General features: G+C 68.7%; 27 protein-coding genes. 15 read left to right on the top strand and 12 right to left on the bottom strand.

All coding sequences use genetic code 11. The features are described from left to right. The first annotated feature begins 43 nt into the window (after positions 1-43). The 3 genes from ACK8GG_RS09520 to ACK8GG_RS09510 all read left to right on the top strand — a co-directional run bounded on the left by ACK8GG_RS09520 (position 44) and on the right by ACK8GG_RS09510 (position 3,468). Complete coding sequence (locus ACK8GG_RS09520) at positions 44-1,087, top strand: ABC transporter ATP-binding protein (RefSeq protein ID WP_440356260.1); 1,044 nt, start codon at positions 44-46, stop codon at positions 1,085-1,087. Next, the gene (locus ACK8GG_RS09515; protein ID WP_440356109.1) at positions 1,084-1,935 is read left to right on the top strand and encodes an ABC transporter permease subunit; all 852 of its coding nucleotides are present in this window, start codon (positions 1,084-1,086) and stop codon (positions 1,933-1,935) included. Before ACK8GG_RS09520 ends, ACK8GG_RS09515 begins: the two co-directional genes overlap by 4 nt. Positions 1,936-2,004: 69 nt before the next feature. Then, positions 2,005-3,468, top strand: coding sequence for a glycoside hydrolase family 3 N-terminal domain-containing protein (locus tag ACK8GG_RS09510; protein WP_440356108.1), 1,464 nt, complete (start codon positions 2,005-2,007; stop codon positions 3,466-3,468). Between the two features lie 102 nt (positions 3,469-3,570). Here the strand turns inward: ACK8GG_RS09510 and ACK8GG_RS09505 are convergent, their stop codons facing one another. The 4 genes from ACK8GG_RS09505 to ACK8GG_RS09490 all read right to left on the bottom strand — a co-directional run bounded on the left by ACK8GG_RS09505 (position 3,571) and on the right by ACK8GG_RS09490 (position 7,844). Then, positions 3,571-4,263, bottom strand: a complete 693-nt coding sequence (locus ACK8GG_RS09505; RefSeq protein WP_440356107.1) for a GNAT family N-acetyltransferase — start codon at positions 4,261-4,263, stop codon at positions 3,571-3,573. Positions 4,264-4,274: 11 nt separating this feature from the next. Next, positions 4,275-6,524 (bottom strand): heavy metal translocating P-type ATPase, encoded by a 2,250-nt coding sequence (locus tag ACK8GG_RS09500; RefSeq protein ID WP_440356106.1) that lies wholly within the window; start codon positions 6,522-6,524, stop codon positions 4,275-4,277. 126 nt (positions 6,525-6,650) lie between these two features. Beyond that, the gene (locus ACK8GG_RS09495; protein WP_440356105.1) at positions 6,651-7,088 is read right to left on the bottom strand and encodes a DNA-binding protein; all 438 of its coding nucleotides are present in this window, start codon (positions 7,086-7,088) and stop codon (positions 6,651-6,653) included. 150 nt (positions 7,089-7,238) lie between these two features. Continuing rightward, complete coding sequence (locus tag ACK8GG_RS09490) at positions 7,239-7,844, bottom strand: class I SAM-dependent methyltransferase (RefSeq protein WP_440353386.1); 606 nt, start codon at positions 7,842-7,844, stop codon at positions 7,239-7,241. Positions 7,845-7,984: 140 nt separating this feature from the next. Here ACK8GG_RS09490 and ACK8GG_RS09485 point away from each other — a divergent pair, with 140 nt between their 5' ends. The 4 genes from ACK8GG_RS09485 to ACK8GG_RS09470 all read left to right on the top strand — a co-directional run bounded on the left by ACK8GG_RS09485 (position 7,985) and on the right by ACK8GG_RS09470 (position 10,048). Then, entirely contained in the window at positions 7,985-8,635 is a 651-nt protein-coding gene (locus tag ACK8GG_RS09485; RefSeq protein ID WP_440356104.1) for a spermine/spermidine synthase domain-containing protein, read from the top strand. 144 nt (positions 8,636-8,779) lie between these two features. After that, positions 8,780-9,088 carry an ArsR/SmtB family transcription factor gene (locus tag ACK8GG_RS09480; protein ID WP_440356103.1) on the top strand — a complete coding sequence of 103 codons (309 nt, stop codon included), beginning with the start codon at positions 8,780-8,782 and terminating at the stop codon, positions 9,086-9,088. Beyond that, on the top strand, positions 9,085-9,546 hold the full coding sequence (locus tag ACK8GG_RS09475) for an SRPBCC family protein (protein ID WP_440349854.1): 462 nt from the start codon (positions 9,085-9,087) through the stop codon (positions 9,544-9,546). The genes ACK8GG_RS09480 and ACK8GG_RS09475 overlap by 4 nt, the downstream gene beginning before the upstream one ends. Before the next feature lie 142 nt (positions 9,547-9,688). Then, positions 9,689-10,048 (top strand): cupin domain-containing protein, encoded by a 360-nt coding sequence (locus ACK8GG_RS09470; RefSeq protein WP_440349853.1) that lies wholly within the window; start codon positions 9,689-9,691, stop codon positions 10,046-10,048. A 338-nt stretch (positions 10,049-10,386) separates the two neighbouring features. Here the strand turns inward: ACK8GG_RS09470 and ACK8GG_RS09465 are convergent, their stop codons facing one another. Further along, positions 10,387-10,779, bottom strand: a complete 393-nt coding sequence (locus ACK8GG_RS09465; protein ID WP_440349852.1) for an MmcQ/YjbR family DNA-binding protein — start codon at positions 10,777-10,779, stop codon at positions 10,387-10,389. A gap of 146 nt (positions 10,780-10,925) precedes the next feature. Between ACK8GG_RS09465 and ACK8GG_RS09460 the strand changes: the two genes are divergently transcribed. The 4 genes from ACK8GG_RS09460 (at position 10,926) to ACK8GG_RS09445 (ending at position 13,053) form a co-directional block, all read left to right on the top strand. Beyond that, positions 10,926-11,105 (top strand): hypothetical protein, encoded by a 180-nt coding sequence (locus tag ACK8GG_RS09460; RefSeq protein ID WP_440353381.1) that lies wholly within the window; start codon positions 10,926-10,928, stop codon positions 11,103-11,105. A gap of 176 nt (positions 11,106-11,281) precedes the next feature. Beyond that, the gene (locus ACK8GG_RS09455) at positions 11,282-11,551 is read left to right on the top strand and encodes a hypothetical protein (protein ID WP_440356102.1); all 270 of its coding nucleotides are present in this window, start codon (positions 11,282-11,284) and stop codon (positions 11,549-11,551) included. A 49-nt stretch (positions 11,552-11,600) separates the two neighbouring features. Beyond that, a complete protein-coding gene (locus ACK8GG_RS09450) occupies positions 11,601-12,728 on the top strand; it encodes a WXG100 family type VII secretion target (RefSeq protein WP_440353379.1) in 1,128 nt (375 codons plus the stop codon). A 1-nt stretch (position 12,729) separates the two neighbouring features. Next, the gene (locus ACK8GG_RS09445; protein WP_440356101.1) at positions 12,730-13,053 is read left to right on the top strand and encodes a hypothetical protein; all 324 of its coding nucleotides are present in this window, start codon (positions 12,730-12,732) and stop codon (positions 13,051-13,053) included. A 155-nt stretch (positions 13,054-13,208) separates the two neighbouring features. Here ACK8GG_RS09445 and ACK8GG_RS09440 read toward each other — a convergent pair whose 3' ends face one another. After that, positions 13,209-13,589 (bottom strand): hypothetical protein, encoded by a 381-nt coding sequence (locus ACK8GG_RS09440; protein ID WP_440353377.1) that lies wholly within the window; start codon positions 13,587-13,589, stop codon positions 13,209-13,211. Further along, positions 13,586-13,678 (bottom strand): multiple cyclophane-containing RiPP AmcA, encoded by a 93-nt coding sequence (gene amcA / locus ACK8GG_RS09435; protein ID WP_440356100.1) that lies wholly within the window; start codon positions 13,676-13,678, stop codon positions 13,586-13,588. The genes ACK8GG_RS09440 and amcA overlap by 4 nt, the downstream gene beginning before the upstream one ends. Before the next feature lie 500 nt (positions 13,679-14,178). Here amcA and ACK8GG_RS09430 point away from each other — a divergent pair, with 500 nt between their 5' ends. The 3 genes from ACK8GG_RS09430 to ACK8GG_RS09420 are packed head-to-tail and all read left to right on the top strand — an operon-like array spanning position 14,179 to position 16,394. Then, positions 14,179-15,516: a helix-turn-helix domain-containing protein gene (locus ACK8GG_RS09430; RefSeq protein WP_440356099.1), complete on the top strand. Its 1,338-nt coding sequence runs from the start codon at positions 14,179-14,181 to the stop codon at positions 15,514-15,516. Continuing rightward, positions 15,510-16,106 (top strand): flavoprotein, encoded by a 597-nt coding sequence (locus ACK8GG_RS09425; RefSeq protein ID WP_440356259.1) that lies wholly within the window; start codon positions 15,510-15,512, stop codon positions 16,104-16,106. Before ACK8GG_RS09430 ends, ACK8GG_RS09425 begins: the two co-directional genes overlap by 7 nt. Before the next feature lie 6 nt (positions 16,107-16,112). Continuing rightward, a complete protein-coding gene (locus ACK8GG_RS09420) occupies positions 16,113-16,394 on the top strand; it encodes an integrase core domain-containing protein (RefSeq protein WP_440353872.1) in 282 nt (93 codons plus the stop codon). 162 nt (positions 16,395-16,556) lie between these two features. Here the strand turns inward: ACK8GG_RS09420 and ACK8GG_RS09415 are convergent, their stop codons facing one another. Beyond that, complete coding sequence (locus ACK8GG_RS09415) at positions 16,557-18,071, bottom strand: serine/threonine-protein kinase (protein WP_440356098.1); 1,515 nt, start codon at positions 18,069-18,071, stop codon at positions 16,557-16,559. A gap of 211 nt (positions 18,072-18,282) precedes the next feature. Here ACK8GG_RS09415 and ACK8GG_RS09410 point away from each other — a divergent pair, with 211 nt between their 5' ends. Continuing rightward, on the top strand, positions 18,283-19,065 hold the full coding sequence (locus ACK8GG_RS09410) for a transposase family protein (RefSeq protein WP_440356097.1): 783 nt from the start codon (positions 18,283-18,285) through the stop codon (positions 19,063-19,065). Here ACK8GG_RS09410 and ACK8GG_RS09405 read toward each other — a convergent pair. The 4 genes from ACK8GG_RS09405 to ACK8GG_RS09390 all read right to left on the bottom strand — a co-directional run bounded on the left by ACK8GG_RS09405 (position 19,057) and on the right by ACK8GG_RS09390 (position 22,792). Continuing rightward, on the bottom strand, positions 19,057-20,127 hold the full coding sequence (locus ACK8GG_RS09405; RefSeq protein WP_440356096.1) for a hypothetical protein: 1,071 nt from the start codon (positions 20,125-20,127) through the stop codon (positions 19,057-19,059). The two genes, ACK8GG_RS09410 and ACK8GG_RS09405, sit on opposite strands and share 9 nt — an antisense overlap. Positions 20,128-20,575: 448 nt before the next feature. Beyond that, positions 20,576-20,836 carry a hypothetical protein gene (locus ACK8GG_RS09400; protein ID WP_440353373.1) on the bottom strand — a complete coding sequence of 87 codons (261 nt, stop codon included), beginning with the start codon at positions 20,834-20,836 and terminating at the stop codon, positions 20,576-20,578. 391 nt (positions 20,837-21,227) lie between these two features. Further along, positions 21,228-21,698 (bottom strand): hypothetical protein, encoded by a 471-nt coding sequence (locus ACK8GG_RS09395; protein WP_440356095.1) that lies wholly within the window; start codon positions 21,696-21,698, stop codon positions 21,228-21,230. A 14-nt stretch (positions 21,699-21,712) separates the two neighbouring features. Continuing rightward, positions 21,713-22,792 (bottom strand): MFS transporter, encoded by a 1,080-nt coding sequence (locus tag ACK8GG_RS09390; protein WP_440356094.1) that lies wholly within the window; start codon positions 22,790-22,792, stop codon positions 21,713-21,715. Positions 22,793-23,194 lie beyond the last annotated feature (402 nt).

Here is a 23,194-nt window from a genome sequence, read left to right as displayed (position 1 = left end):
GACCGTACAGTGAGCGATCTTGTCGGCAGCGGAAGGGATCGGCATGGATGTGGCACCACCACAGGTCGGCAGCACGGCAGTGATCGAGGTCGAAGGTCTGCGCAAGTCCTTCCTGCGGCCCCGCGGCAGTGTCCACTTCGCTCTGGACGGGCTCGACCTGACAGTGCGGGCCGGTGAGATCCACGGGTTCCTCGGCGACAACGGATCCGGCAAGACCACGACTCTGCGCGCCCTGCTCGGGCTGGTGCGCGCCGACGAGGGCCGGATGCGGATCTTCGGCCGGCCGGTGCCGCATTTCCTTCCCGAGGTCGTCGGACGCGTCGGCGCCATCGTGGAGAGCCCACGCTTCTTCGGCAACTTCAGCGGCCGGAAGACCCTGCGGCTGCTGGCGATCTCCGCCGGCGTGCCGGTGCACCGGGTCGACGAGGTGCTCCATCAGGTCGGGCTCACCGGGCGCGGCGATGACGCCGTCCGGTCGTACTCGCTGGGCATGCGGCAGCGGCTGGCGGTCGCCACCGCCCTGCTCAAGAACCCCGAGCTGCTGATCCTCGACGAACCGGCCAACGGGCTCGACCCGGGTGGCATGCGCCAGATGCGGGACCTGCTGCGGGACCTGGCAGCCACCGGCACGACAGTGCTGATCTCCAGTCACATCCTGGCCGAGATCGAGATGATCTGCGACCACGTCACGATCATCTCCGCCGGCCGCCGCGTCGCGACCGGCCGCGTCGACGAGGTGCTCGCCGGCTTCGACCAGGGCTCCTACCGGGTACGCGTGGCCGAGCCCGACCTGGCCGCGCCGCTGCTGACCGCAGCCGGACTGGAGGTGGTGACGCACGAGGACCAGCTCGTGGTGACCGGTGCCGCCGACCCCGAGCTGATCAGCCGTCTCCTCGGCGAACAGGGGCACTGGGTGCGGGAGCTGTCCCCGCTCACTCCCGACCTGGAGAGCGTCTTCCTGGCGCTCACCCGGCCGGAACTGCTCGACCAGGCCGGCCCTGAGGGCTACGACGCCCCGGCGCCGCAACCGGCGGTCACCATCGACCTCGGCGATCGCGCCGCCCACGCCGCAGGGAGCGACCAGTGAACCAGTTCCGTGCCGAGTTCGAACGGCTCTGGTCCCGCACCTTCGTCCAGATCATGGTGGTCCTGCTGGCCGTACCGGGCGCCATCACGATCGGGCTGACGGCCGCCAACTCGTCCCGCCCCAGCGCCGCGCAGATCCGGACGGGCTACCTGCACCACGTCTTCATCTTCAGTGAGGATGCCAATGGCCTCCTGGTCATTCTGATGATCTTCGCGATCATGATCGCCTTCCTCATCGGCGCCTCGTACGTCGGTGCGGAGATCACCAGCGGCGCGATGACGAACCTGCTGCTCTGGCATCCCCGGCGGGTCGCCACGCTCGGCATCAAGCTCGCCGCCCTGCTGGCCGGCGTCGCGGCGCTCTCGGTCGTCTCGGCGGGGCTCTACCTCGGGGCGCTGCGCCTGGTGGCCGCGGTCAACGGCCACCCCGGTTGGCAGGAGCCCGAGGCGTGGGGCGCGCTCGGTCTGACGTTCCTGCGGCTGCTGGTGCTGGCGCTGCTGGCGGGCGCGCTCGGCTTCGCGCTCGCCACGCTCGGACGGCACACCGCGGCCGCCCTCGGCATCGCGATGGGTTACCTGATTCTCTGGGAGGCCGGCGGCCGGCTCGCGCTGCTCATCAGCAGGACCGTCAACCCGGACCGCTGGATGCTCAGCACCTGGGTCTTCGCGTGGGGCACCGGCGGGCGCCGGGGCACCGACTACACCCGCTCCTGCGACAGCGCCGGCGAGAACTGCGCGTGGGCGGTCGACGTGATCACGGCGCCGACTGCGCTGCTGGTGCTGCTGGCCGTCGTCGGCGCCGCAATGGCGGCGGCCTTCGCCTCCTTCGGCCGCCGCGACCTCGCCTGACGCCGGCGATCGGCCCCGGCGCGAGCACCGCCAGTGGCAGGCTCGGAACAACCACCGAAGGGAGAACCCGTGGCGACCGATCCCGCACTGCGCCGGCTGGCCCTGGGCACGCTGCTCGCCGCCTTCCACGGCCCGACCCCACCGCCGTGGGCGCTCGACCTGCTCGCCGACGGGCTCGCCGGGCACACCCTCTTCGGCACCAACATCGGCACCTTCCGCGAGGTGGTGGCGACCACCACGGCGCTGCGTCAGGCCCGCGGTGACGCACTGATCGCCATCGACGAGGAGGGCGGCGACGTCACCCGCCTGGACCACGCCACCGGCAGCCAGTACCCCGGCAACGCCGCGCTCGGTGCGGTCGACGATCCCGTCCTCACCGCGCGGATCTACGCGGCGATCGGGGCGAACCTGGCGGCGGGCGGCATCAACCTGAACTTCGCCCCGACGGTGGACGTCAACACCGCCGACGAGAACCCGATCATCGGCACCCGTTCGTTCGGCGCCGACCCGCAGCGGGTCGCCGCGCACGCCGCCACCGCGGTGACCGGCCTGCAGTCGACCGGTGTCGCCGCCTGCGCCAAGCACTTCCCCGGGCACGGCGCGACCGTGGCCGACTCCCACCTCGAACTGCCGACGGTGGACGTACCGGTCGAGGTGCTCCGGCGGCGGGACCTGCCGCCCTTCGCGGCGGCCGTCGCGGCCGGGGCCCAGGCGGTGATGACCGCCCACATCCGGGTCCCGGCGCTCACCGGGGACGCGCCCGCGACCTTCAGCCGGGCCGTCCTGGTGGACCTGCTCCGCGGCGAACTCGGCTTCACCGGCGTGGTCGTCACCGACGCGCTGGAGATGAAGGGGGCGACCCTCGCCGCCGGCGGGGTCGGCCCGGGCGCGGTCCGGGCGCTCGCCGCCGGCGCGGACCTGCTCTGCATCGGCGCCACCGTCGACGCCGCCCTCGTCGAGCAGACCGCCGACGCCGTCGTCACCGCCGTCACCGACGGGCGGCTGCCGCTCGCCCGGCTGGAGGAGGCCGCCGCCCGCACGGCGGCGCTGGCGGCCTGGGCCCGTCCGGAGCCGCCGGGCACCTTCACCGAGGCCGACCTCGGCTACGCCGTCGCTCGCCGGGCCGTCCGGGTCGAAGGCAGCCTCGACGGCCTGGCCGGGCCGCTGGTGATCCGGTTGCACTCCGGCTCCACCCTCGTGCAGGAGCGCGTGCCGTGGGGGCTCGGGCCGCACCTGGACGACGGGGCGGAGCTGCAGATCGTCGCCGCCGACACCGACGTGGCGACGCTGCGCGCGCTGGCGGGGCCGCGGCCGATCGTGGTGGTGGGGCGGCGGCTGCACCGGTTCCCCGCAACGCGGGCACTCGTCGACGCGCTCGCCGCCGCACACCCGGTCACGGTGGTGGAGATGGGCTGGCCGTCATCGTGGCGGCCGGCCGACGCCCGCGCCTTCGTCATCACCCACGGCGCAAGCCACGCCAACGCCCGGGCCGCCGCCGAACTCCTCGGCCTGATCCCGAACCCCGCAGCCTGACACCGGACCCTTCAGCCTGACGCCGGGCTCCGCAGGTTGACACCGGGCTCCGCAGGCTGACACCGGGCTTCCCGGCCTGACCCCGGGGGCTGACCTGCGTGGTCACTCCGGGACGAGGGTGTAGAGGCGCCAGCCCCGCTCGGCCATTCCCGCCGCGTCCCCCACCCGGGCCGCGGCCGCATCGCCCGGGTCGTGCACGTACGTCGGGACCAGCCCTTCGTCCAGCGCCCGCCGTGCGGCCTCGGCGACCAGCCGCCGCGCCAGGCCCCGGCCACGGGCCGCCTCGACGGTGCCGACGGCGATCTCCGCGCCGTACGCGTCGTGCCGCTTGATTCCGGCGCCGGCGAGGTACCGGCCGTCGTCGTCGCGTACGACGAGCACGTCCTCGCCGTACCAGCGCAGCCAGGAGGGCAGTCCGGCGGCGGCCGGCGGGCACCACTGCCCGGCCGGTTCCAGCGGGGCCGGCGCGAGCGTCCAGCGGAACGTGCCCCGGTCCTGTCCGCAGTCGGGGTGCCCGATGGCGGCCGGCAGGGCGGCGAGCAGCCCGTCGAGCTGTTCCCGCGCTCCGGCGGGGCCGTCGCCGAGCCGGCCGGCGAGCCGCCGTACGGTCGCCAGGTGCTCCGGCGGCACGGAGACGACGGTGCCGGCGGGCGCGGCGAGGGCGATCGCCGGGCGCAGCCGCCCGTCCCAGCCGGGCCGGGTGCGCCGGGCCGAGGCGACGACCTGTACGGGCTGCCGGGGCGGCCACTGCCCGAACCGGCTGACCAGGTGCTGGTAGAGGCGTCGATCGACCATCCGCGCTCCCCTCAGGCGAGCGGTCGGAACCCCCGCAGCCGCAGACTGTTGCTCACCACGAAGACCGATGACAGGGCCATCGCCGCGCCCGCGATCATCGGGTTGAGCAGGCCGGCGGCAGCCAACGGCAGGGCGGCCACGTTGTAGGCGAACGCCCAGAACAGGTTGCTCTTGATCGTCCGTAGCGTACGACGGGCCAGGCGGATGGCGTCGACGGCTGCGCGCAGATCCCCCCGAACGAGGGTCAGGTCACTGGCCTCGATCGCCACATCCGTCCCGGTGCCCATCGCCAGCCCCAGGTCGGCCTGGGCCAGCGCGGCCGCGTCGTTGACGCCGTCGCCGACCATCGCCACGACCCGCCCCCGCTCCTGGAGTCGTTTGATCACGTCGACCTTGTCGGCGGGGAGGACCTCGGCGATCACCTCGTCGATGCCGACCTCGGCGGCGACCCGTTCGGCGACCTCGGTGGCGTCGCCGGTGAGCAGCACCGGGGTCAGGCCGAGCCGCCGCATCGAGGCGACCGCCTCGGCGCTGGTCGGCTTGACGGTGTCGGCGACAACGAGCAGGCCGCGTACCTGGCCGTCCCAGCCGACGGCGATGGTGGTCCGGTCGCCGGCGGCGTCCCGGGCGGCGGCGAGCTCCGCGGGCAGCTCACCGACGAGCGCCGTACGGCCGACGACCACCTGGTGTCCCTCGACGGTGCCGCGAACTCCGAGCCCGGGGACGTTGGCGAAGTCGCGTACGTCCGGCAGTGCTGCGGGCGCGCCCTCGACGACGGCGCGGGCGACGGGGTGCTCGGAGCCGGCCTCCAGGGCGGCGGCCAGGCGCAGCAGCTCGTCGCGGTCGGTGCCGGCCGCGGGGACCACGTCGACCAGGGACATCCGGCCGGTGGTGACGGTGCCGGTCTTGTCCAGCACGACGGTGTCGACGCGCCGGGTGCTCTCCAGCGCCTCCGGCCCCTTGATCAGGATGCCGAGCTGGGCGCCGCGGCCGGTGCCGACCAGCAGCGCCGTCGGCGTGGCCAGGCCGAGCGCGCACGGGCAGGCGATGATCAGTACGGCGACGGCGGCGGTGAAGGCGGCGGTTGCCCCGGCGCCGGTGCCGAGCCAGTAGCCGAGGGTGCCGACGGCGAGTGCGATGACGATCGGTACGAAGACCGCCGAGACCCGGTCGGCGAGGCGCTGCACCTGTGCTTTGCCGCTCTGCGCCTCCTCGACGAGGCGGCTCATCTGCGCCAGCCGGGTGTCGCCGCCGACGCGGGCGACGGTGACGACCAGCCGTCCGCCGGCGTTGACGGTGCCGCCGACGACGCTGTCGCCGGGGCCGACCTCGACGGGCACCGACTCGCCGGTGAGCATGCTCGCGTCGACGGCGGAGGAGCCGTCCTCGATCACCCCGTCGGTGGCGATTTTTTCGCCGGGGCGGACCAGGAACCGGTCCCCGACGGCGAGCTGATCCACCGGAACCCGGGTCTCGACGCCGTCGCGTAGCAGGCTGACGTCCTTGGCGCCGAGTTCGAGCAGGGCCCGCAGGGCGGCGCCGGAGCGGCGCTTGGCGCGGGCCTCGAAGTAGCGCCCGGCGAGCAGGAAGAGGGTCACCCCGGCGGCGGCCTCCAGGTAGATCGCGCCGCTGCCGTCGGTGCGCTCGATGGTGAACGAGAAGGGGTGGGTCATGCCGGGCATGCCGGCGTCACCGAGGAAGAGCGCCCAGATCGACCAGCCGAAGGCGGCGAGGGTGCCGAGCGAGATCAGCGTGTCCATGGTCGCCGCGCCGTGGCGCAGGTTGACCGCGGCGGCCCGGTGGAAGGGCCAGCCGCCCCAGACGACGACCGGCGCGGCGAGCGTCAACGACAGCCACTGCCAGTAGGTGAACTGCCATGGCGGCACCATCGCCAGCACGATCACCGGCACGGTGAGCACCAGCGAAACGAGCACCCGGGTACGCAGTGCGGCCAGCTCGGTGTCGGCGGCGCTGGGGCGTTCCGGGCCTGCGGTGGCGTGATCGGCGACGCGGGCCGGCGGTGGCGGCAGCGCCGCCTGGTAGCCGGTGGCCTCGACCGTGGCGATCAGGTCGTCGGCGCTGATCCCCTCCTCGACGGTGGCCGACGCCTTCTCGGTGGCGTAGTTGACCGAGGCGGTGACGCCGGGCATCCGGTTGAGCTTCTTCTCGATCCGGGCGGCGCAGGAGGCGCAGGTCATCCCGGTGATGTCGAGATCGATCCGCTGCAACGCCACGGGCAACTTCTCGTCCATGCCACCCATGCTACTCCCATACCCCCCGGGAGTATCCAGGGCGATGGAGTGTGACAGCGGGTACTGCCCAACTTCGCCCGCATTCACCCGTGGCGCGGCACCGGTCCACGTCTGCGCAGAAGGCTCCGGGGCCCGTCAGCTCTGCGCGGTCTCGCTGCGGCCCGCCAGCCGTTCGTAGCGCTGCCGGGCCGCCTGCGCCGTGCCGAGCCCCAACCCGAAGGCGATCGCCTGCCAGGTCATGCCCCGGTCGCGGGCGAGGGAGAGCAGGCCGAGTTCCAGCGAGTCGAGTTCGGCGCGTACGTGCGGGATGAGGGTGAGGGCGGCGGTGAGGTCGGCCTGGTCGACGGGCTCCTCCCCCGGCTCGGGCAGGGCCGCGCCCCCGGCGAGCGCGGTGACCAGCGCGACCGCCTCGTACGGGTCGGGCACCTCGGCGTGGTGCCAGCGGTGTCGCCGGGTCGACGTGTCGGCGTGCCGCTCGGCGATCCGGAAGAGTGCGGCATGCTGACGCTCGGCCCGGGCTTGCGCGGCATCCGGCGGCAGGAACGCCTCGTCGGCGTGACGGGTTTCGCTCATGCGTCCAGCGAAGCACCGCCGCGCGACGTTGTCAACGGAATGCTTTAAACGATCTGTTCATCCACTGCGGCGCAGGAGCGGCGGACCGGGGACTGCGCGGGGCGAAACGACAGCCGGCCGCGGCGGCCTTCGGCCGGACCGACGACGCGGTCACTGTGGGCGCAGGGAGGCGACCAGGAAGTCCGAGTCGTCGGCGAAGGGCCGCACGTCCCAGGTCGACAGGAGCAGATCCGGCACCAGCCCGGCGGCGCGCGCGTCATCGAGGAAGTCGGCGAACTCGTAGCCGCGACCGGCGCCGAAGCCGACCACCGCCCGGCCCTGCGCGCGCAGGTGCCGCCGGAACCGCCGCAGGATCTCCTGACGGGTGCCGGGGGCCGCGAAGGTCATCACGTTCCCCGCGCAGACCACCACGTCGAATCCGTCGGCGATGCCCTGGGCCGGCAGGTCCAGCTCGGCCAGGTCCCCCACCAGCCACTGCGGGCCCGGATGGTCCTGCCGGGCCGCCCCGATCAGCGTCGGATCGAGGTCCACCCCGACCACTTCGTGCCCGGCTGCGGCGAGGAACCCACCGACCCGTCCGGTGCCGCAGCCCGCGTCGAGCACCCGCCCGCCCCGCGGCAGCATCGCGTCGATCAGCCGCGCCTCCCCGGCCAGGTCGGCGCCCGCCTCGGCCATCGCCCGGAAGCGCTCGATGTACCACCGGGAGTGCTCCGGGTTGGCCTGGAGCTGCTGGAGCCACCCGTTCTCTTCACTCATGCAACGCATTGTCCCACCGCCGATCATGCGCACCCCTCGCACCGCCCGGGACCGCCCGCAGCCCAGCCGACCCCGCCGACTCAGCCCGGCGGGAGCGAATGGGCTGGGACCGGCAGCGATTGTGTGACATAACAATGTCGATGAGTGACATCGACGTAGTCGACCGGGTGACCACCGGGCGCGGCGAGCTGGTCCTGCGCCGCGCGGGCGAACACTTCGAGATCATCAGCAACGGCGTCTTCCTGATGGACACCCGCAACGGCGCCTCCGAACGCGTACTCGTCCGGGAAGCGCTCGCGCTCACCCGGCCCGGAGCGCGGCTGCTGATCGGCGGCCTCGGGGTGGGATTCTCGCTCGTCGAGGCGGCGGCCTCCCCCGTGCCGGCGGAGATCGTGGTGCTGGAGATCGAGCAGAACCTGATCGACTGGCACCGGGGCGAACTCGCCGCCGTCAGCGGCGACGCCCTCGCCGATCCCCGGGTACGGCTCGTCAACGACGACATCGTGCGCTGGCTGCGCGACACCGGCGAGGTCTTCGACGCCATCTGCCTGGATGTCGACAACGGGCCCGAGTGGACGGTCTTCGAGAGCAACAGCGCCCTCTACGACGACGGCGGCGCGCTACTGCTGCGCGACCGGCTCGCTCCCGGCGGCGTGCTGGCGATCTGGAGCGCGGCGGCCGCGCCGGAGTACGCGGCCCGGCTGGCCGCGGTGATCGGACCGGTCACGACCCACCTGGTGGAAGTGCCACGCGGCGAACCCGACGTGGTCTATCTGGCCCGCCGCCAGTGAGGCGCGAAACCGGCACGTCGCGGAGCGGGAACAGGCGGCATTCGGGGAAACCCTGGCGTCAGGCCACCCGGGGCGCTAGCGTGTAAGCAACTCCTTACGTAAGGGACCGCCTAAATGCCTGCCGCCGACGATCCTCTGAGTCTCGTGTTCAGCGCCCTCGCCGATCCCACGAGACGCGACATCCTGACCCGGCTCGGCAGCGGGCCACAGACCGTCGGTGAGCTGGCCGCGCACTACCCGATGAGCCGCCCGGCAATCTCCCAGCACCTCCGGGTGCTGGAACAGGCAGGTCTCATCACCCGCACGGTGAATGCCCAGTGGCGCGAGTGCAGCCTGCGGGAACGGGGACTGGACGAGGCGTCGAGGTGGATCGCCACCCAGCACGCCGAGTGGACCGAGCGCTTCGACCTGCTGGAGGAGCGCCTTCGCACGAGACGAAAGGAACAGCCATGATCGACACGAGCAAGGGCTTCACGATCGTCCGGGAGTTCGACGCGGCGCCGCAGGAGCTATGGCGGGCCTGGACCGACCCGGACGAGGCGGCCGCCTGGTGGCACCCGGCCGGACTCCACACTCCGCGCGACACCGTCGCCATCGACGCCCGGGTGGGCGGCCGGTACGCGTACACGATGGTCAACGACGCCACCGGCGAGCGGTACCCGACCGGCGGCGAATACCGCGAGGTCGTCGAGAACGAGAGGCTGGTCTTCACCTGGGGCAACCCGGACGACGACCCCGAGAGCGCGCCGCTGATCACCGTGACCCTCGCACCGCTGGCGCCGGGCCGCACCCGGATGACCTTCGACCTGCGCGGAATCGCCGCCGCACCCGGCGACGACAACGTCTACGACGGCTGGGACAGCGCCCTCGACCAGTTCGCCGCACACCTGCGGCGGCGGGAACTCGCCTGACAGCCGACGCACCGGGGCTGACCCCGCCGGCCGGGGCGGGGTCAGCCCGACGCGCACTGTCTCCGGCACATGAGCGGGGCTGCCCGCATGCCCAGGCAATCGCCACTCGACAGTTCGCGCGGGCATCGCACAGGATGAACACATGAACAAGTCCGTCGATCTCGCCGCTGCCCTGTCGGAATTCGACGAGCCCTGGTCCCCGCGTACGGTCGCGCTGATGAACGACTACGACGTGCGCGTGGTCAAGACCAGAGGCGAGTTCACCCGGCACAGCCACCCGGAGACAGACGAGCTCTTCCTCGTACTGCGCGGCACACTGACCATCCGGATGGACGCCGGCGACGTCACCCTCGGCCCCGGGCAGCTGTACGTGGTGCCCCGCGGCACGCCTCACCAGCCCGTCTCCGCGGAAGGAGCCGAGATCCTGCTGATCGAACCGAGCGAGACCGTCAACACCGGCGACACCCCCAGCGAACTGACCGCCGAACGCCGAGTCGTCTGACCGCCGCGACCGCCACCACATCGGACCTCGTGCCGGGCAATTGATCCCGCCCACGGTGGTATTCCTCTCCGGCTTCCCACGCTTGTAGCGTGCGCACATGAAATGGTTGATCCTGCTCGTTCTCGTGGTCAGCGCGACGGTCGTGACCGCCCGGATCTTCGAACACAGGCGTACGCAACGACAGGCTCTCGAGCAACAGCGAGTTCGCCAGGTCCGCGGTTCAGCCGACAGCTGAGGTGTCGAGCCGGGTCAGGGTGACAACGGGGCTGCGACCGCTGGTCGTCTCATGCTCGCCGTGCTCCGGTTCGACTTCGACCACCGCGGGTGGCAGCCGGTAACTACAGCTGGTCTCGCACGCGGCGCGGCAGGGATGACCGCACCAGGCCGTACGAGATGTCGAGCAGCTCGGTCAGCTCCGATCGCGCCGGCTCTCCCGCGAGCAGAATCGTGTTCCAGTGCAGCTTGTTCATGTGATAGCCCGGGGTCACCGAGTCCGGGAAGGACGCCCGCAGCTCGGCGCCCTCGTCCGGCGGCAGTTTGACGTTGAGCCGTGCGGTCCGGCTGTCGAGCCCCATGAAGAGCGCGAAGATCTTGCCGCCGACCTTGTAGACCTCGGCGTTGGGCCCGAACGGGAACTCGCCTTCACCGCCGCAGAGTTCGGCGCAGTGCTTTCGCGCCACGGCAAGCAGCTGATCGCCGGTCGGCTCGGATCGCTGATCGATGTCGTCCATCTGGGTGCCGGCCTCCTCGCACGGGGGTCAGTGCGCCGTTGAAATGATAGATCCGGCCCTGGCCCCGGACTGCCCTGGCGAAGCGCCCGCCCTCACCGGGCTCCCCCCAGGCGCTCCGCACAGAAGGCTCGGAACGTGCGCGGCTGATGCCCGGTCACCTCGGCGACGGTGGCGGTGACCCGGTCCTCCGCGCCGGCGGCGATGGCGGTGTCCTGTACGCCCTGGGCGCGGCACTCGCCTGGGTCGGCGACCAGCCCGCGTTCGCCTCCCGCGCCGATCACCTCTTCGACATCATCACCGGCGCAATCCTGGCGACCCGCCCCTGATGAGAAGACGCGGGGATTTACCCGGACGGCGTACACCAGAGGGCTTCCCGACCGCCGCCCATGATGGACGGACAACAATGCGTCGCGCTGCTACGCTCCTGGCTGCCCACGCTGACTGCTGTCAGCGAACGGGCTCCGCGTCACCGAAGGAATAGCGCGCGAAAGGGACTCCGTTGTTGCGGGAGAACGAGGATATCGCCGCCATTCGGCATCAGGCGGCAGTGCTCTCCATTTGGTTGGGCGGCTTCATGCTCTTCACCCTTGTCATGCTTGGCCTCACACCGCTGCTACCAGGCCAGATCGCGTGCACAGCCGGAGGGGTACTCGGAGTCTTCGCCTTGCGCGACTCCGACTTCAGACCGTCGCGAATCATCAGCTTCTGGGCAGCGGCGATGACCACTTCGGGCGTCATCGGCGTACTCCTCGCGATGAAACTGACCGACTGAAGCATCCGCAGAACCGGGCGCCCACGCCTGCCGCAGCAAACGGAGAGCAATGACTTTCAGAGTGCAGCCGGGATATCTGGACGGATACGCCCTGCAGGTGGGCCGCGCGGGGAGCGACGCCATCGCCGTCCGGTCGTACCTCGAAAAGCATCCGGCGCCGGCAGGCCACGGCGAGGGCGCCCTCATCTGTCTGCTCGGACCAGGACACGCTCGAGCCCTGGAATCCGCCCTCGGCGCCATCGACCGAGCCTCCGGAGTCCTGCTGTCGAGCAAGTCCGGGCTGAATTCCGCCGCGAGCTACTACCGATGGACGGACACCACCGCCGCCGCCCGAATGGACCGTTCCTTGCCGGCCCCGCGCAGCGCCGCCCACGGCACCCCACTCGAACAGGCCTGGGCCGACGACCCGTGCGGGCCGTCCTTCAACGACAGATTCGATCCCTCGGATCGGCTCACCGGGTCGATGGACGTCGAGTACTCGCATCCGCTCGGCTTCATGGACAACCTGTCGATTTCGCACTGGGCCCTCGTGGGCTTCGACGCCGTGTTCGGCTTCAACCCGCTGGAGCGAATCACCTCCGAAGTGGTGGGTGACTGGCAGGCCGTCGCGCAGAGCGGTGTTGCGTTCGGTCACGCCGCCCAGGCCGTGCACGACATCGGCTACAACCTCCAGGGCGGTGCGATCGCACTCCACGGCGGCTGGGAGGGCGCCGCCGCGGAGCAGGCGTACGCGCATTTCAGCAGGACGGCGTCCAGCCTGGCGGAGTTGCAGGACCCGTTCGCGGAGATGTCCGCAGAACTCGGGGAGATAGCCCACGGGGTCTGGAGCAGCTGTGAGGCACTCAGCGGAATCGTGAAGATGCTGCTCGACAAAGCCATCATCGCCGGCATTTCCGCCGCCGCCGGCACCGCCACGGCGACGTCGGGCATCGGTCCCGTCATCGGGTACGGCGTGGCCGCCCTGCAGGTGGTGGACATGCTGAGACTCTGGGGACAAGCAACCAAAATGATCAGCAACTTGTACACGGCGGTCCAGGGCGCCCTCGGTGTCATCGAATCGCAGATCGCCCGCATCGACGCGGTGTCCCAGCCAAACGCCGCTTCCTATCACCACCCGTTCGTGCCCCAGCATCCGCAGGCGAGGCCGGACGTGCCGATCAACGCGGGAGGGCGCTGACATGCATGAGAGTGTCTACGACGTGGCGGGTGACGATCCGCGCCTCGCGAAGCTGCTCCGCGTCACCCTGACCGAACTCGCCGAAGGGCCCCGGGGGCCGTTGCGGGAAATGGCCGAGGCCGTACTCGAAGGACAGCAGGACCTGCGCGAAGCCGCCATGTCCGACGCATACGGCGGCGAGCTCGGCACCGCATTCGAGCGCTTCTGGTCCCATTACGAGACGCTCGACGAGCAGGAGCGACGCGACCTCGTTACCCGGACCGAGCGTCAACTCGACGACCTGCTCGACGGCCCGCAGAGCCCCGCCGACGCGGCCCGGCCGTGACACAGGGCCGCATTCATACTCTGCACCTAGCGCCCCGACCGGATCCGGGTCGTGGTCGGTGACGACCGGGAAATCCTGGAGGTCTCAGTGCAGCGTCATGACACCTGCAACCGGCCACCGAACGGCAGCTTTCGCCAAGCCTTGACGGGCAGCCATTACAGATCGTCCTCTTCGGGCCCGGCCCCGCCGCCGACGTGCCCCGGCTCGTCCGCGCTGTCCGGAAGAAGTCCTGGACGGCGGCCGCGGCCCCGGGCAGGCCAGCCGAGGAACCGGTCGAACAGGCCCCTGACCTCGCCGGTGGTGCTCGCGTTGAGTCGGTGCAGGTCGTCTATTGCTTCGTGAAGAAGACCGGCCAGGTAGATGAACAGATTGAGCGGGCTGTCCTGGTAGTCGGCCAGGAGATCCAGCTTGGCCCGTCCACACGGCCAGGACTGACCACACACCCGACACAGCCAGAACGGACGCAACGGCACATGTCCCAGGGGAGCCGGCAGCGGCCGGTCGGCCCTGGAGGCACACACGCGGTCACCGTTCATCGACGGTCGCCCTGCCGCGCCTGCCCCTCGAACACGATCCGCCAGACGTGCGTCAGCAGCGGCGGATCGGCCGAGCCCCGCCGTGTCATCGTCGGAGCCCCCGCTGCGCGGTGGGTGTGACGTCAGCTCTCCGGTCGCGGCATACCGCGACACATATACCGTCATGACTGCTCTCCGGCCGACGCTGGCCTCTGAATGCGGTGGGCTTGCCGGCATCCCGGCAAGCCCACCGCCGTCGGCCCGCGGCTGAGAGCAGACCGCCGGTCACCCGCCCACGCAGCCCTTCCGGCGGTACGTGAACGAGGAGTCGCCCGTGCGGTCGACAGAGTGACCGGCGCGAGCACTTGCCGGTGCCTCGGGTCGCATTCCGACCTGTCGCCGATCGGCACGTCCATCTGGATCTCCCTGGGGTGAGATTGCCGCTGGCCCCGGCGCACCGCTGGACAATCGGCGCGTCGGCACATCCAGACTGGCTTGGACGGTGGACGGAGGGAATGTCTCGCCGGTGCACCTGCAGTGCACCTGCCGTCACCCCGCGTGCGGCTACCATCACCCACACCGATGAACGTCTCTTCCGGAAGGACGTGTGATGGCTGCGGTGACGACCTGGACCGGCCAGGACGCGAACGCGCTCCGGAAGGCATTGCGGATGAGCATGACCGCCTTCGCCGAGCACCTCGGCGCTGCGCGGCGGACCGTGGCCAAGTGGAGCAGCCAGGGCGACGAGGTGCTCCCCCGCACGGACATGCAAGCCGCACTCGACACCGTGCTGGCCCGCGCCACGCCTGAGGTGCGGGAGCGCTTCGAGGCGTTGCGGACGGTTGGCACCAGCGGCGCATTTGTGGGTGCCGCCCGACCGGATGCCGGTGCGCATGCAGATACTGGCGATGACGGAGACAGTGACTCGGGCTCGGATGGTGACGTGCGACGCAGAGATCTCCTACGCGGGACGGCGGCCGTTGTCGCCGCCGCACCCAACGTCGCGCCGTTGCTCGAAGCGCTGTTCGCACCACCACACTCGGACGGCGCGGTGCTGTCTATTTCGCAGTTCACCCGAGCCGTCCGCGCCGCCAAGACTGACTATCAGGCATGCCGGTACGAGCACGTACTCGCCCGGGTTGTGGCGCTGCTGCCGGTCCTCGAACCAGGGAAGTCCGATGCGGATGGCGAGCAGCGACTACAAATCGAGACCCTCGCCGCCGACCTGTACCACGTCGTTGGAAGCGTCCTGCTGAAAGTGGGAGATCGGGGGATGGCCCTGGTAGCAGCCGAACGGAGCACTCGAGCTGCCAGCATGAGCCAGGACCCCGTGTCGATCGCCGCCAGCGCCCGGATCATGACCCATGCGCTCATGAGCAACGGTCACGACGCCCAGGCGGTGACTCTCGCAGGGAAGGCCGCCGACTCGCTCGACCGGGACACCCGCCTAGCATCGACCGATGCAGTGGCCGTCTACGGCGCCCTCGTCCTGCGCGGAGCCATCGCCGCCGCACGCCGAAACGACCGGGATACCGCACACGCGATGCTCGATGAGGCAACCCGCGCTGCAACCCGCCTCGGCTACGACGGCAACGACCGGTGGACCGGCTTCGGTGCCACCAATGTCCTGCTGCACCGGGTGAACATCGCACTGACCCTCGGCGACGCCGGGACGGCCGTCGCGATCGCCCGCACGGTGCCGCTGGAGAAGGTGACGCTGGCCGAACGCAAGGCGTCGCTCTTCGTTGATGTGGCGCGCGCCTACACCCAGTGGGGCCGCTACGAGTGCGGTCTCAGCGCGCTGCGCACCGCGTACGAGGTGGCGCCCGAGGAAATCCGCTGCCGACCGGCGGTCCAACGCATCGCCGGCAACCTCGCCGTGCTCGCCAACGATTCTGTCCGCGCCGCCGTTGTCGGCTTCGCTCAGGACGCCGGGATCCGATTGTGACCGGCCGCCACCTCCAGATCGTCGTCTGCGGCGCCGGTCCGGCTGCCGATGTAACCCGCCTCGTCAGGGCAGCGCAGGAGCAGTCCTGGACAGTAGCGGTGACGGCCACGCCGAGCGCGATGGACTTCATCAACGCGCAGTCGCTTGAGCGCCTCACCGGTCATCCGGTCCGGTCGACCTACCGGCCGTCGCCCGGCGGGCGCCGGTCACTTCCCGCCACCGATGCCTTGGTCATCGCTCCCGCGACCTACAACTCGATCAACAAGATCGCTCTCGGCCTGGCCGACAACTACGCGATGACCTCGGCCGCCGAGCTGATCGGCAGGCGGGTGCCGACCGTCATCGTCCCGTTCGTCAACGCCGCCTTCGCCGCGCGGGCACCGTTCCGGCACGCTGTGGACAGCCTCCGCGGCGAAGGAATACACATCCTGCTCGGCCCCGACGATCAGTGGGAACCGCACCCGCCCGGCAGCGGCAACGAGCGGCAAGACGTCTTTCCCTGGACGGTGGCTTTCGAGACGGCGGTCCGGCTTGCTGATGAAGTCCAACCGGCGCTTCCGGCAACCTCTGATCGCGGGCGCCCCCCATGACCTGACCTGCGCTCTGCCCCTACTGTCGAGGACAATGGACAGGATCGCCGTCATCAGCGGCAAATCAACCATCGCCCGGCAGTTCGCCCAGATCCTCGACGCACCCCTGACCCACCTCGACGCGATCTACTACGACGAGCGTTCAACACCCTCCTCGAGGTCCGGGTACTGGCCGAGGACTGGCGCATCGAGTACAACACCTACAGACCCCACGGCTCGCTGGACTGGCTCACCCCCGACGCCCACCGGCAGCAGTGGATCACCAACCAGCAACCAACGCTCTCATAGCCGGTGGACCACCAACCGGGGCCCATTCAGCATCCTTCCAGCCCGCCTCAACGGCAAGCCATCTCAGGTGTCATCTGTTGGTGCAGCAGACCCCGCTGCTGACATATCCACAGCTTCGCTGCTTTCTCAGCACCACAGATGGCGCGCTCACCGTTGGACGGTTCACTCACGCCCGATGGCCGCCTCAATGGACTCCTTCAACCGGCTGATCTCTTCATTGGTCCGGTACCGGAAGGACATCGACAGTGAGTCTTCCATAGAGGGCCGGCCGCCGAGGAATAAGCCGCGTTGCGCAGGCACCGGCGACTGGCCCTCGACAATGATCTGGATATAGCCGTGGTTCCAGTGTGTAGCAGGTTTAACAACGACCGCGTCGATCTGATTGATTTCTACGGCGCGACTACCCTTCATCTTAGGACCAAAGCCGTCTTTGACGATTGTGACGACGTGGCCGTCGAACTCGACGCGCCCTAGCAAACCCTTTACAACCCTCGGTTCGGCTGATGAGTTTAGAACCGGAGCCGGCGTGAACACCTGTTGTGCTGCAGGCTGGCGCTCCGGCTCTATGGCGACCACGAGGGGACCGTGGACTGACGGCTCGACGTCTGAAGCCGCCGCCTGCAAGTTACCGGTGTCTGCCACGGCAGAGGTCACCAGCGCCAGGACATCGTCGACCGTGGCCGGTCGCTGGGTCGGGTCGTCGCGGGTCATCACCTCAACCACGGCCTGCCAGGGCGTCTCCGCTGGCACCAGCGGCCGGTTGGCTCGCGGCCACTGCGTCGTGCGAGCCCAGCCAATGAGCTGTCCGAGGCTGTAGATGTCGGCTTGTGGGCCGGCTTCGTGGGCATCGTCGGACAGCTCCGGCGCGGCGAAGCCCTCGGTGCCGTAGAGCACTCCAACCTGGGTGCGCCCGGGCTGACTCGTCCGGCCCCGCGGCCGTCGGCCCAGTCCCCAGTCGGCGACGGCCCAGATTCCGTCGATCCTCAGGATGTTGGCTGGCTTCAGATCACGGTGAACCCAGCCTTCCTTGTGTGGCTGCCGAAGGCCCTCGCAAATCGCCCTGACGAGTTCGAGAAGACCCAGCGGACTCTCAAACTCGTCGAGGGTCTCGGCCGCAGTGTCCGACGCCAGGGGCATTACGAGCCAACCGGCGACGGGGTCAAAGTCAAGGACCGGTACGACGTGAGCGTTGTCGCCGAAACGTTGCCCTGCCTCGACCTCGCGGCGCATGCGCGCGACGTTCTCCGGATTCTTAATCTTCAGCCTCTTGAACGCTACCCGTGCACCGCTCGCGCGGTGCCGAGCGCTGAAGACAATCGCCTGCCCACCTTCGGCAATTGGTTTGGGTTCCAGCGCGTAGTCGCGCCGCTCCCCTTTAGCCGCCAACCGCAGCTGATGAAGCGGCGTCGCCATACCTACCTCGGCAGGCTGAGCCTGGTGTGGAAGCGTCGCTTTGAGGATCACCGGCCGAGGCAACTGAAGATCGTTGCCGCGGACGTCGCCGAGAATGTAGAAACACTTGCTTAAAACCACTGCCATGCCCTGAACCTTGTTCAGCCTCAACCGCGCCAGCAGCTCGGTACTCCGGCCAAGAACGTCGGTGCGATAAATCGTTACGCCCACGCCACTGCCACTTGCCGACCCGGTGAGAACCGTCCAGGCATTGGGCGCGATCACGTGGTTGGGGTACGGCTGCTCCGATCTGACCTGGTCAGCAGACCGCACGGCGCTACTGCGGGAGAGATCAACGACACCATTGAGCTCTTTTCATCGTGATCAAGGGCGGTTGACCAGGTAGGCGGGGGCGGCGTGTCGATTGTCCGGATAGGACGAAGCTCCCGGTAGGACAGCAGTCGACCAAGACGCACTGCCCAGCACGGGAGCTTCGTTGCTGACCTATCCTGCCAGTATCCCGCTGTCCACGCGCAGCCTGACCCGCCTGACCGAGATGATCCGCGACCGCCGACGTGCGCTCGGCGGCCGCTGGCGGAGGCTGCCTGCGCAGCAGCAGGCGCTGATGGCCCTGGCCCATCTGCGCAACGGCGACACCCTCACCCGCCTCGCGGCCGGCTTCGAGGTGTCGGTGGCTACCGTGTGGCGGTACCTACGCGAGGCCGTCGACCTGCTCGCCGCCTGCGCCGACGACCTCACCGCCGCCATGCGTCGGGCTGCCCGGTTGGCGTACGCGATCCTCGACGGCACGCTGATTCCCATCGACCGGGTCGCTGACCAGCGGCCGTACTACTCCGGTAAGCACAAGCGCCACGGGGTGAACGTGCAGGTCCTGGCCGATCCGGCCGGGCGGTTGGTCTGGGCGTCGGCCGCGCTGCCCGGCGCGGTCCACGACCTCACCGCCGCCCGCGCCCACGGCCTGATCGACGCGCTGACCAGCGCAAACGTGCTGACCTTCGCGGACAAGGGCTATCAGGGAGCCGGCGGAAGCGTGCGCACGCCGTTCAAGCGCCACCGCTACCGACCGAAGCTGTCCCGCCGCCAGCGGGCCGTCAACCGTGGTCATGCCCGGCTCCGCGCCCGCGGCGAACGAGCCATCGCCACGCTGAAGACCTGGAAGATCCTGGCCAAGCTGCGTTGCTGTCCCCGCCGCGCTACGGCGATCGTGCAGGCCATCCTCGTCCTGCACCGCGTCGAGACCAGCCGCTACTCAGGATGAAAACGGCTCACTGTTGCCGCCGGCCGCGAGATAGAAGCTTCGGCCATGCAGCCATGTCACGCCATGAACGCTCGCGTTGAAGCCGACCGCGTACGTTTGCTGCCGCCCGAACTGGTCTCCGATGCGCGTCAGCGCCAATGTGTCGGAGCCCTCACCGAGCTCCACTCCGGTCCCCGACAGCACCCACGCATCGCCCTCACGATCCGCACACAGACCGACCACGCCGCGGAGACCCCCGGCGATCGGGACAACTTTGTCGTCGCAGTAAGCGATGACAGTGTCATGGCAAATCACCAGCACCGACCCGTCCCCCCGAACGAGGGGGGCACCGCGTAGCCCTCGCATCGCCAGAAACCAGGTTCCGGTACCACGCCTTACATCAACCTCAATCAACCCATCCGCAGTGGTTAGCAGCAATCTCCGGTCATCCATGACCGCCATGCCCGTCATCTCCGGCCAGCCCGGACGGCCTCCGAGAACTTGACGGACCCGCACGTCGCCCTCGACCCTGTCCACCAGTTCCCACGGCGGAGGTAGACGATCGGGCGGCGCGAACTGTAGGCAGGGCGCCGGCTGCTGGATTGCGAGGAACCGGGTCAGGGACATGTAGGGCTGAGCGTCGAAGATCGCCTGTTGGGCGACAGCTTCCAGCAGCTCTACCGGGTTCACGAGCCCGCCAAGCATCGCCTCAAGATGGTGTCGATCGAGCAGAATGACATCACCACTTACCTCAACCGACTCCGGATTGAAGCCTTGCATCGATAGCACTGCCGGTCGCAGCGTCGCTGTGGCACGCGCTCCCACCATCGCAACATGAGCCGCAGTCAGGGGCTCATCAATACCAGCGATCTCCACTGAGATGTTCACCGAGGGCAGCGGCACGGCGACAGTTCTGGCCGAAGTCAAGACACCCGGCCGAGACCGACGCGCCTTCACCGCGTAACGGCTCAGGGCCCCGACGACCAGATCAGACAGCCGGTCGACGCGATCCGGCTCAGTCGCTGCGCCATCAAGGAGCGCGCCATACACAGCGATCAGTTCGCTCGAACGTGCATCCGCCACTCACGACCTCCCTCGACGTCGCGACGGTTGTCCTCCACGCCACTGGTGCGTCAGCGTGCCGGCTCAGTCACCGAGGTGTACTCGCTACACGCTTGCCGACGGGTTCCAAGGAACCCCGACGTCTGATCGAGTTCCTCGAAGGGCGCCTGCCCATTAAGCGTATAGAGGATCCACTATCTGGTGGCGCGCCGTCCAACGGCTCCCGAGCACCCACCGAGCGACCACCCACCGCCAGCGGAAACGAGCAAGGCCCCGGTTCGGCGTGGAACGCCTTACCAGGGCCTTGCTCGTTGGTGCGCCGCCAGGAACTCGAACCCCGAACCCGCGGATTAAGAGAAGGTTGCGGATACCGGGTCAGAGGACCGGGTGCCTGGTCGCACCGTCGGGGAGTGTCGGCTGCTGCCGTTCGTGGCGGACCCGCTTGGCTGTACCGCTGGCTGTACAGCCGTCAGTCCTGACTGTCGGTCTTGGCGTGCTTGTCTCGCACCCGAAGCCGCCGCAACCTGCGGAGGTACTGCCCGGCATAGGAGCGCTGCGCATCGTCCAGCGCCTGCGCGTCTGGGTCTGCGGACGCTTCGTAGTACGACACCTCGGCCGGGTCGCGGTCGTGCTCGATCAGCCGGCCTAGCGCCTGGGCGTCCTGCACAAGGGGCGACTTTCTCGCCGCCTCCTCGCGCCAGATGTGCCCGCTGATGTCGTCGTCTTGCACGCCGCGATGGTAGACCCAGTCACGATTCGGCACCGTCAGCTTGGAATCAACGCAGGGAGTTTGTGACTGTTCGTGCTCCCTCCTGACCGCCCGTGGTACTGGCTACTGGCACGTGATTGCCACGGCGACCTACGCATTACGAGATCAAGTTGCCCGGTCCGCCGACCTGCCCACATGGCGGCCTAGCAGCGGAACACCTGTCGGCATCTCTCACAACTCCCCCACTGTCCGCCGACCTCTTGCGGACTGGATGCGGACTGCGGCGGGGCGGGCTTTGGATCATCTGATCCGTGGCCTCGGCGACGGCGTCCGGACGTTCGTCTGAGCTGCGAGCCTGGCGTGCCGCTCGCCACTGTCCGCGCTCGTACCCCACGGTCCGATCTCGTTGCGGTCAATCGTTGCTGTCATCGGCCGGCACCCGGGTGATCCAAGGAGGCAGCGCCGCTCCTTCCTCACCAGGATCCCATTTTTTGCCTGGAGAGGTATAAACCTCCGCCAAGGGATCGATGTCCACTTGCGCTGATGACGGGAAGCGGCCGTGAATCCTTAGCCTGCCGACCTGCTCACCAGTCAAGTCAATCTGTATCTTCTCCCAGCACGAGTTGAAGGCTGACACCAACAATTCACCTCCGAGCAGCTTGAAATCGTAGATGCTGACGTCTAGCGTCGCCACCCCCCCGCGCCCTGGCACGATGCGGAGATCCCCATTTGACAGTGACCCTGGCCCCATCCGAATCGTCGTTGGCCCGGCAGGACGGACGTTCAGATTTACGTATACCAAGCGGCCAAAACCCTCCTTTTTGAGTATCTTCCCAGAAATGTCTATCTCAACATCACTGGTCTCTACGCTCTCGAAAACCAACCTATTAGTAAACGTCAATCGCCACATAGAAATACGCGTCCGCTCGAACTTTGAGTACGAGAAGTCAATTCTCCGTCGATGGTGTGCGCGTGGGCGGGATGGTACTCGACCGAGCCCTCCAGGACGTCGAAATCTAGTCTCGAATCTTGGACATCGGCATGCCTGAACCGCAGTTCGGAATCATCTTGTATCCACATTCCATCAAAGGCGAAGAGGGAGTCCGCCGCAGTAGTTCGGTCAAAGAGTATCCGGGCATCACCCTTAAGCTGCACTCCCGAAAGACGGATATTCGTGTTACGGAAGACCGAGCCGGTGAAATCCAAGGTGCCATCATCAATCACAGCCCCACGTAATCTGATTTCACCGTCCTCGAATATGCAGTCGCGGAACTGCACCACCGCACCTTTTAGGTGAATACCATCCAAATCCACTATGCGGTAATTTCCGCCAGAGAAGTCCAACTCCTGGTCATGCCATGACTGATTTTCCTCAATTTCGAGCAGCCTCGACCGTATGGACTTCCATGCAATTCTTTGCACCTCTTGCTCTCCGGGGCCTACCTCAGCCACGGACTGCACACTATTAACCCTTACATAGGAACAAATGGCCATTGCGCAGGCGGCGCGCCCCTCGTCCCAGTCATCAGCAAGGATCGCAAGTGAGTAGAGTCCCGCTAGGCGCGCTTGTGGGCGCTCGTGGGCCAACAGTTCGGCCGCCTTGACGTAACGATCCGAAAATACTTGCTGATCGGCGCGGAGACCTTCTCGCTCGGCGAGAATTTGCTTACGAAAGGCGTAGATCGCACCCAGCGAAGCACCAATTAGCGCCGTCAGGCTGACCGACACCGTCAACACCGTAGGCAGCACCCTCTCATCCGGCACCTTAAAGCCGGACAGAACTGACGTGACCGCCCAGAGAATTGCCAAAAGCACAAAGAATAGAACAACTGCAATAAGCGCCGCAAAAGGAAGAAGAAGGTGAAGGCCTCCCGCTATCTTGGGTTCACCTAACGCCAATACGCTCCGCGTCAAATCTGCCCGAAGCGCGCGGGCCTTATCCAGCCCGAAAGACCTCCGCTGATTCGCTCCATCCAACGTGCCCTCCCCAGTATCGAGACTTCATCGCATCATGCGCCCCGGCCAATGCGCCAGCGCGAGGGCTGTCACCTTGTTGTCTCGTTGCAAGGGAACCAAGCCTCGGTCGAGCGGATCTCCTCGTCGGGCAGTCTCCGACCTTCCGGCCTCCCCGGGCGGGGACAAGGTGGAGCGCCCTACCGGACGAACGACCTTGGCCCCGTCCGGGGAGGCCGGTAGCCCTTGTGGTGCCCGACGAGGTGATCCGCGGCGACATCTCCGAGGAGGGGCCGGGGTTCGGGGCAGAGCCCCGAGGTCTTCAAAGCCCCTGAGAATCCCCCAGCGTTTGCCGCCCGGTCCGGCCGATGCCGGCCGGAGGTCGCCAGCAGGCCGAGGCCGGGCGGCGCGGCCCGCATCGCGGGC

This window comes from Melissospora conviva (assembly GCF_049523535.1).
GTDB lineage: Bacteria > Actinomycetota > Actinomycetes > Mycobacteriales > Micromonosporaceae > Melissospora > Melissospora conviva.
This window is presented reverse-complemented; position numbering and strand designations above follow the sequence as displayed.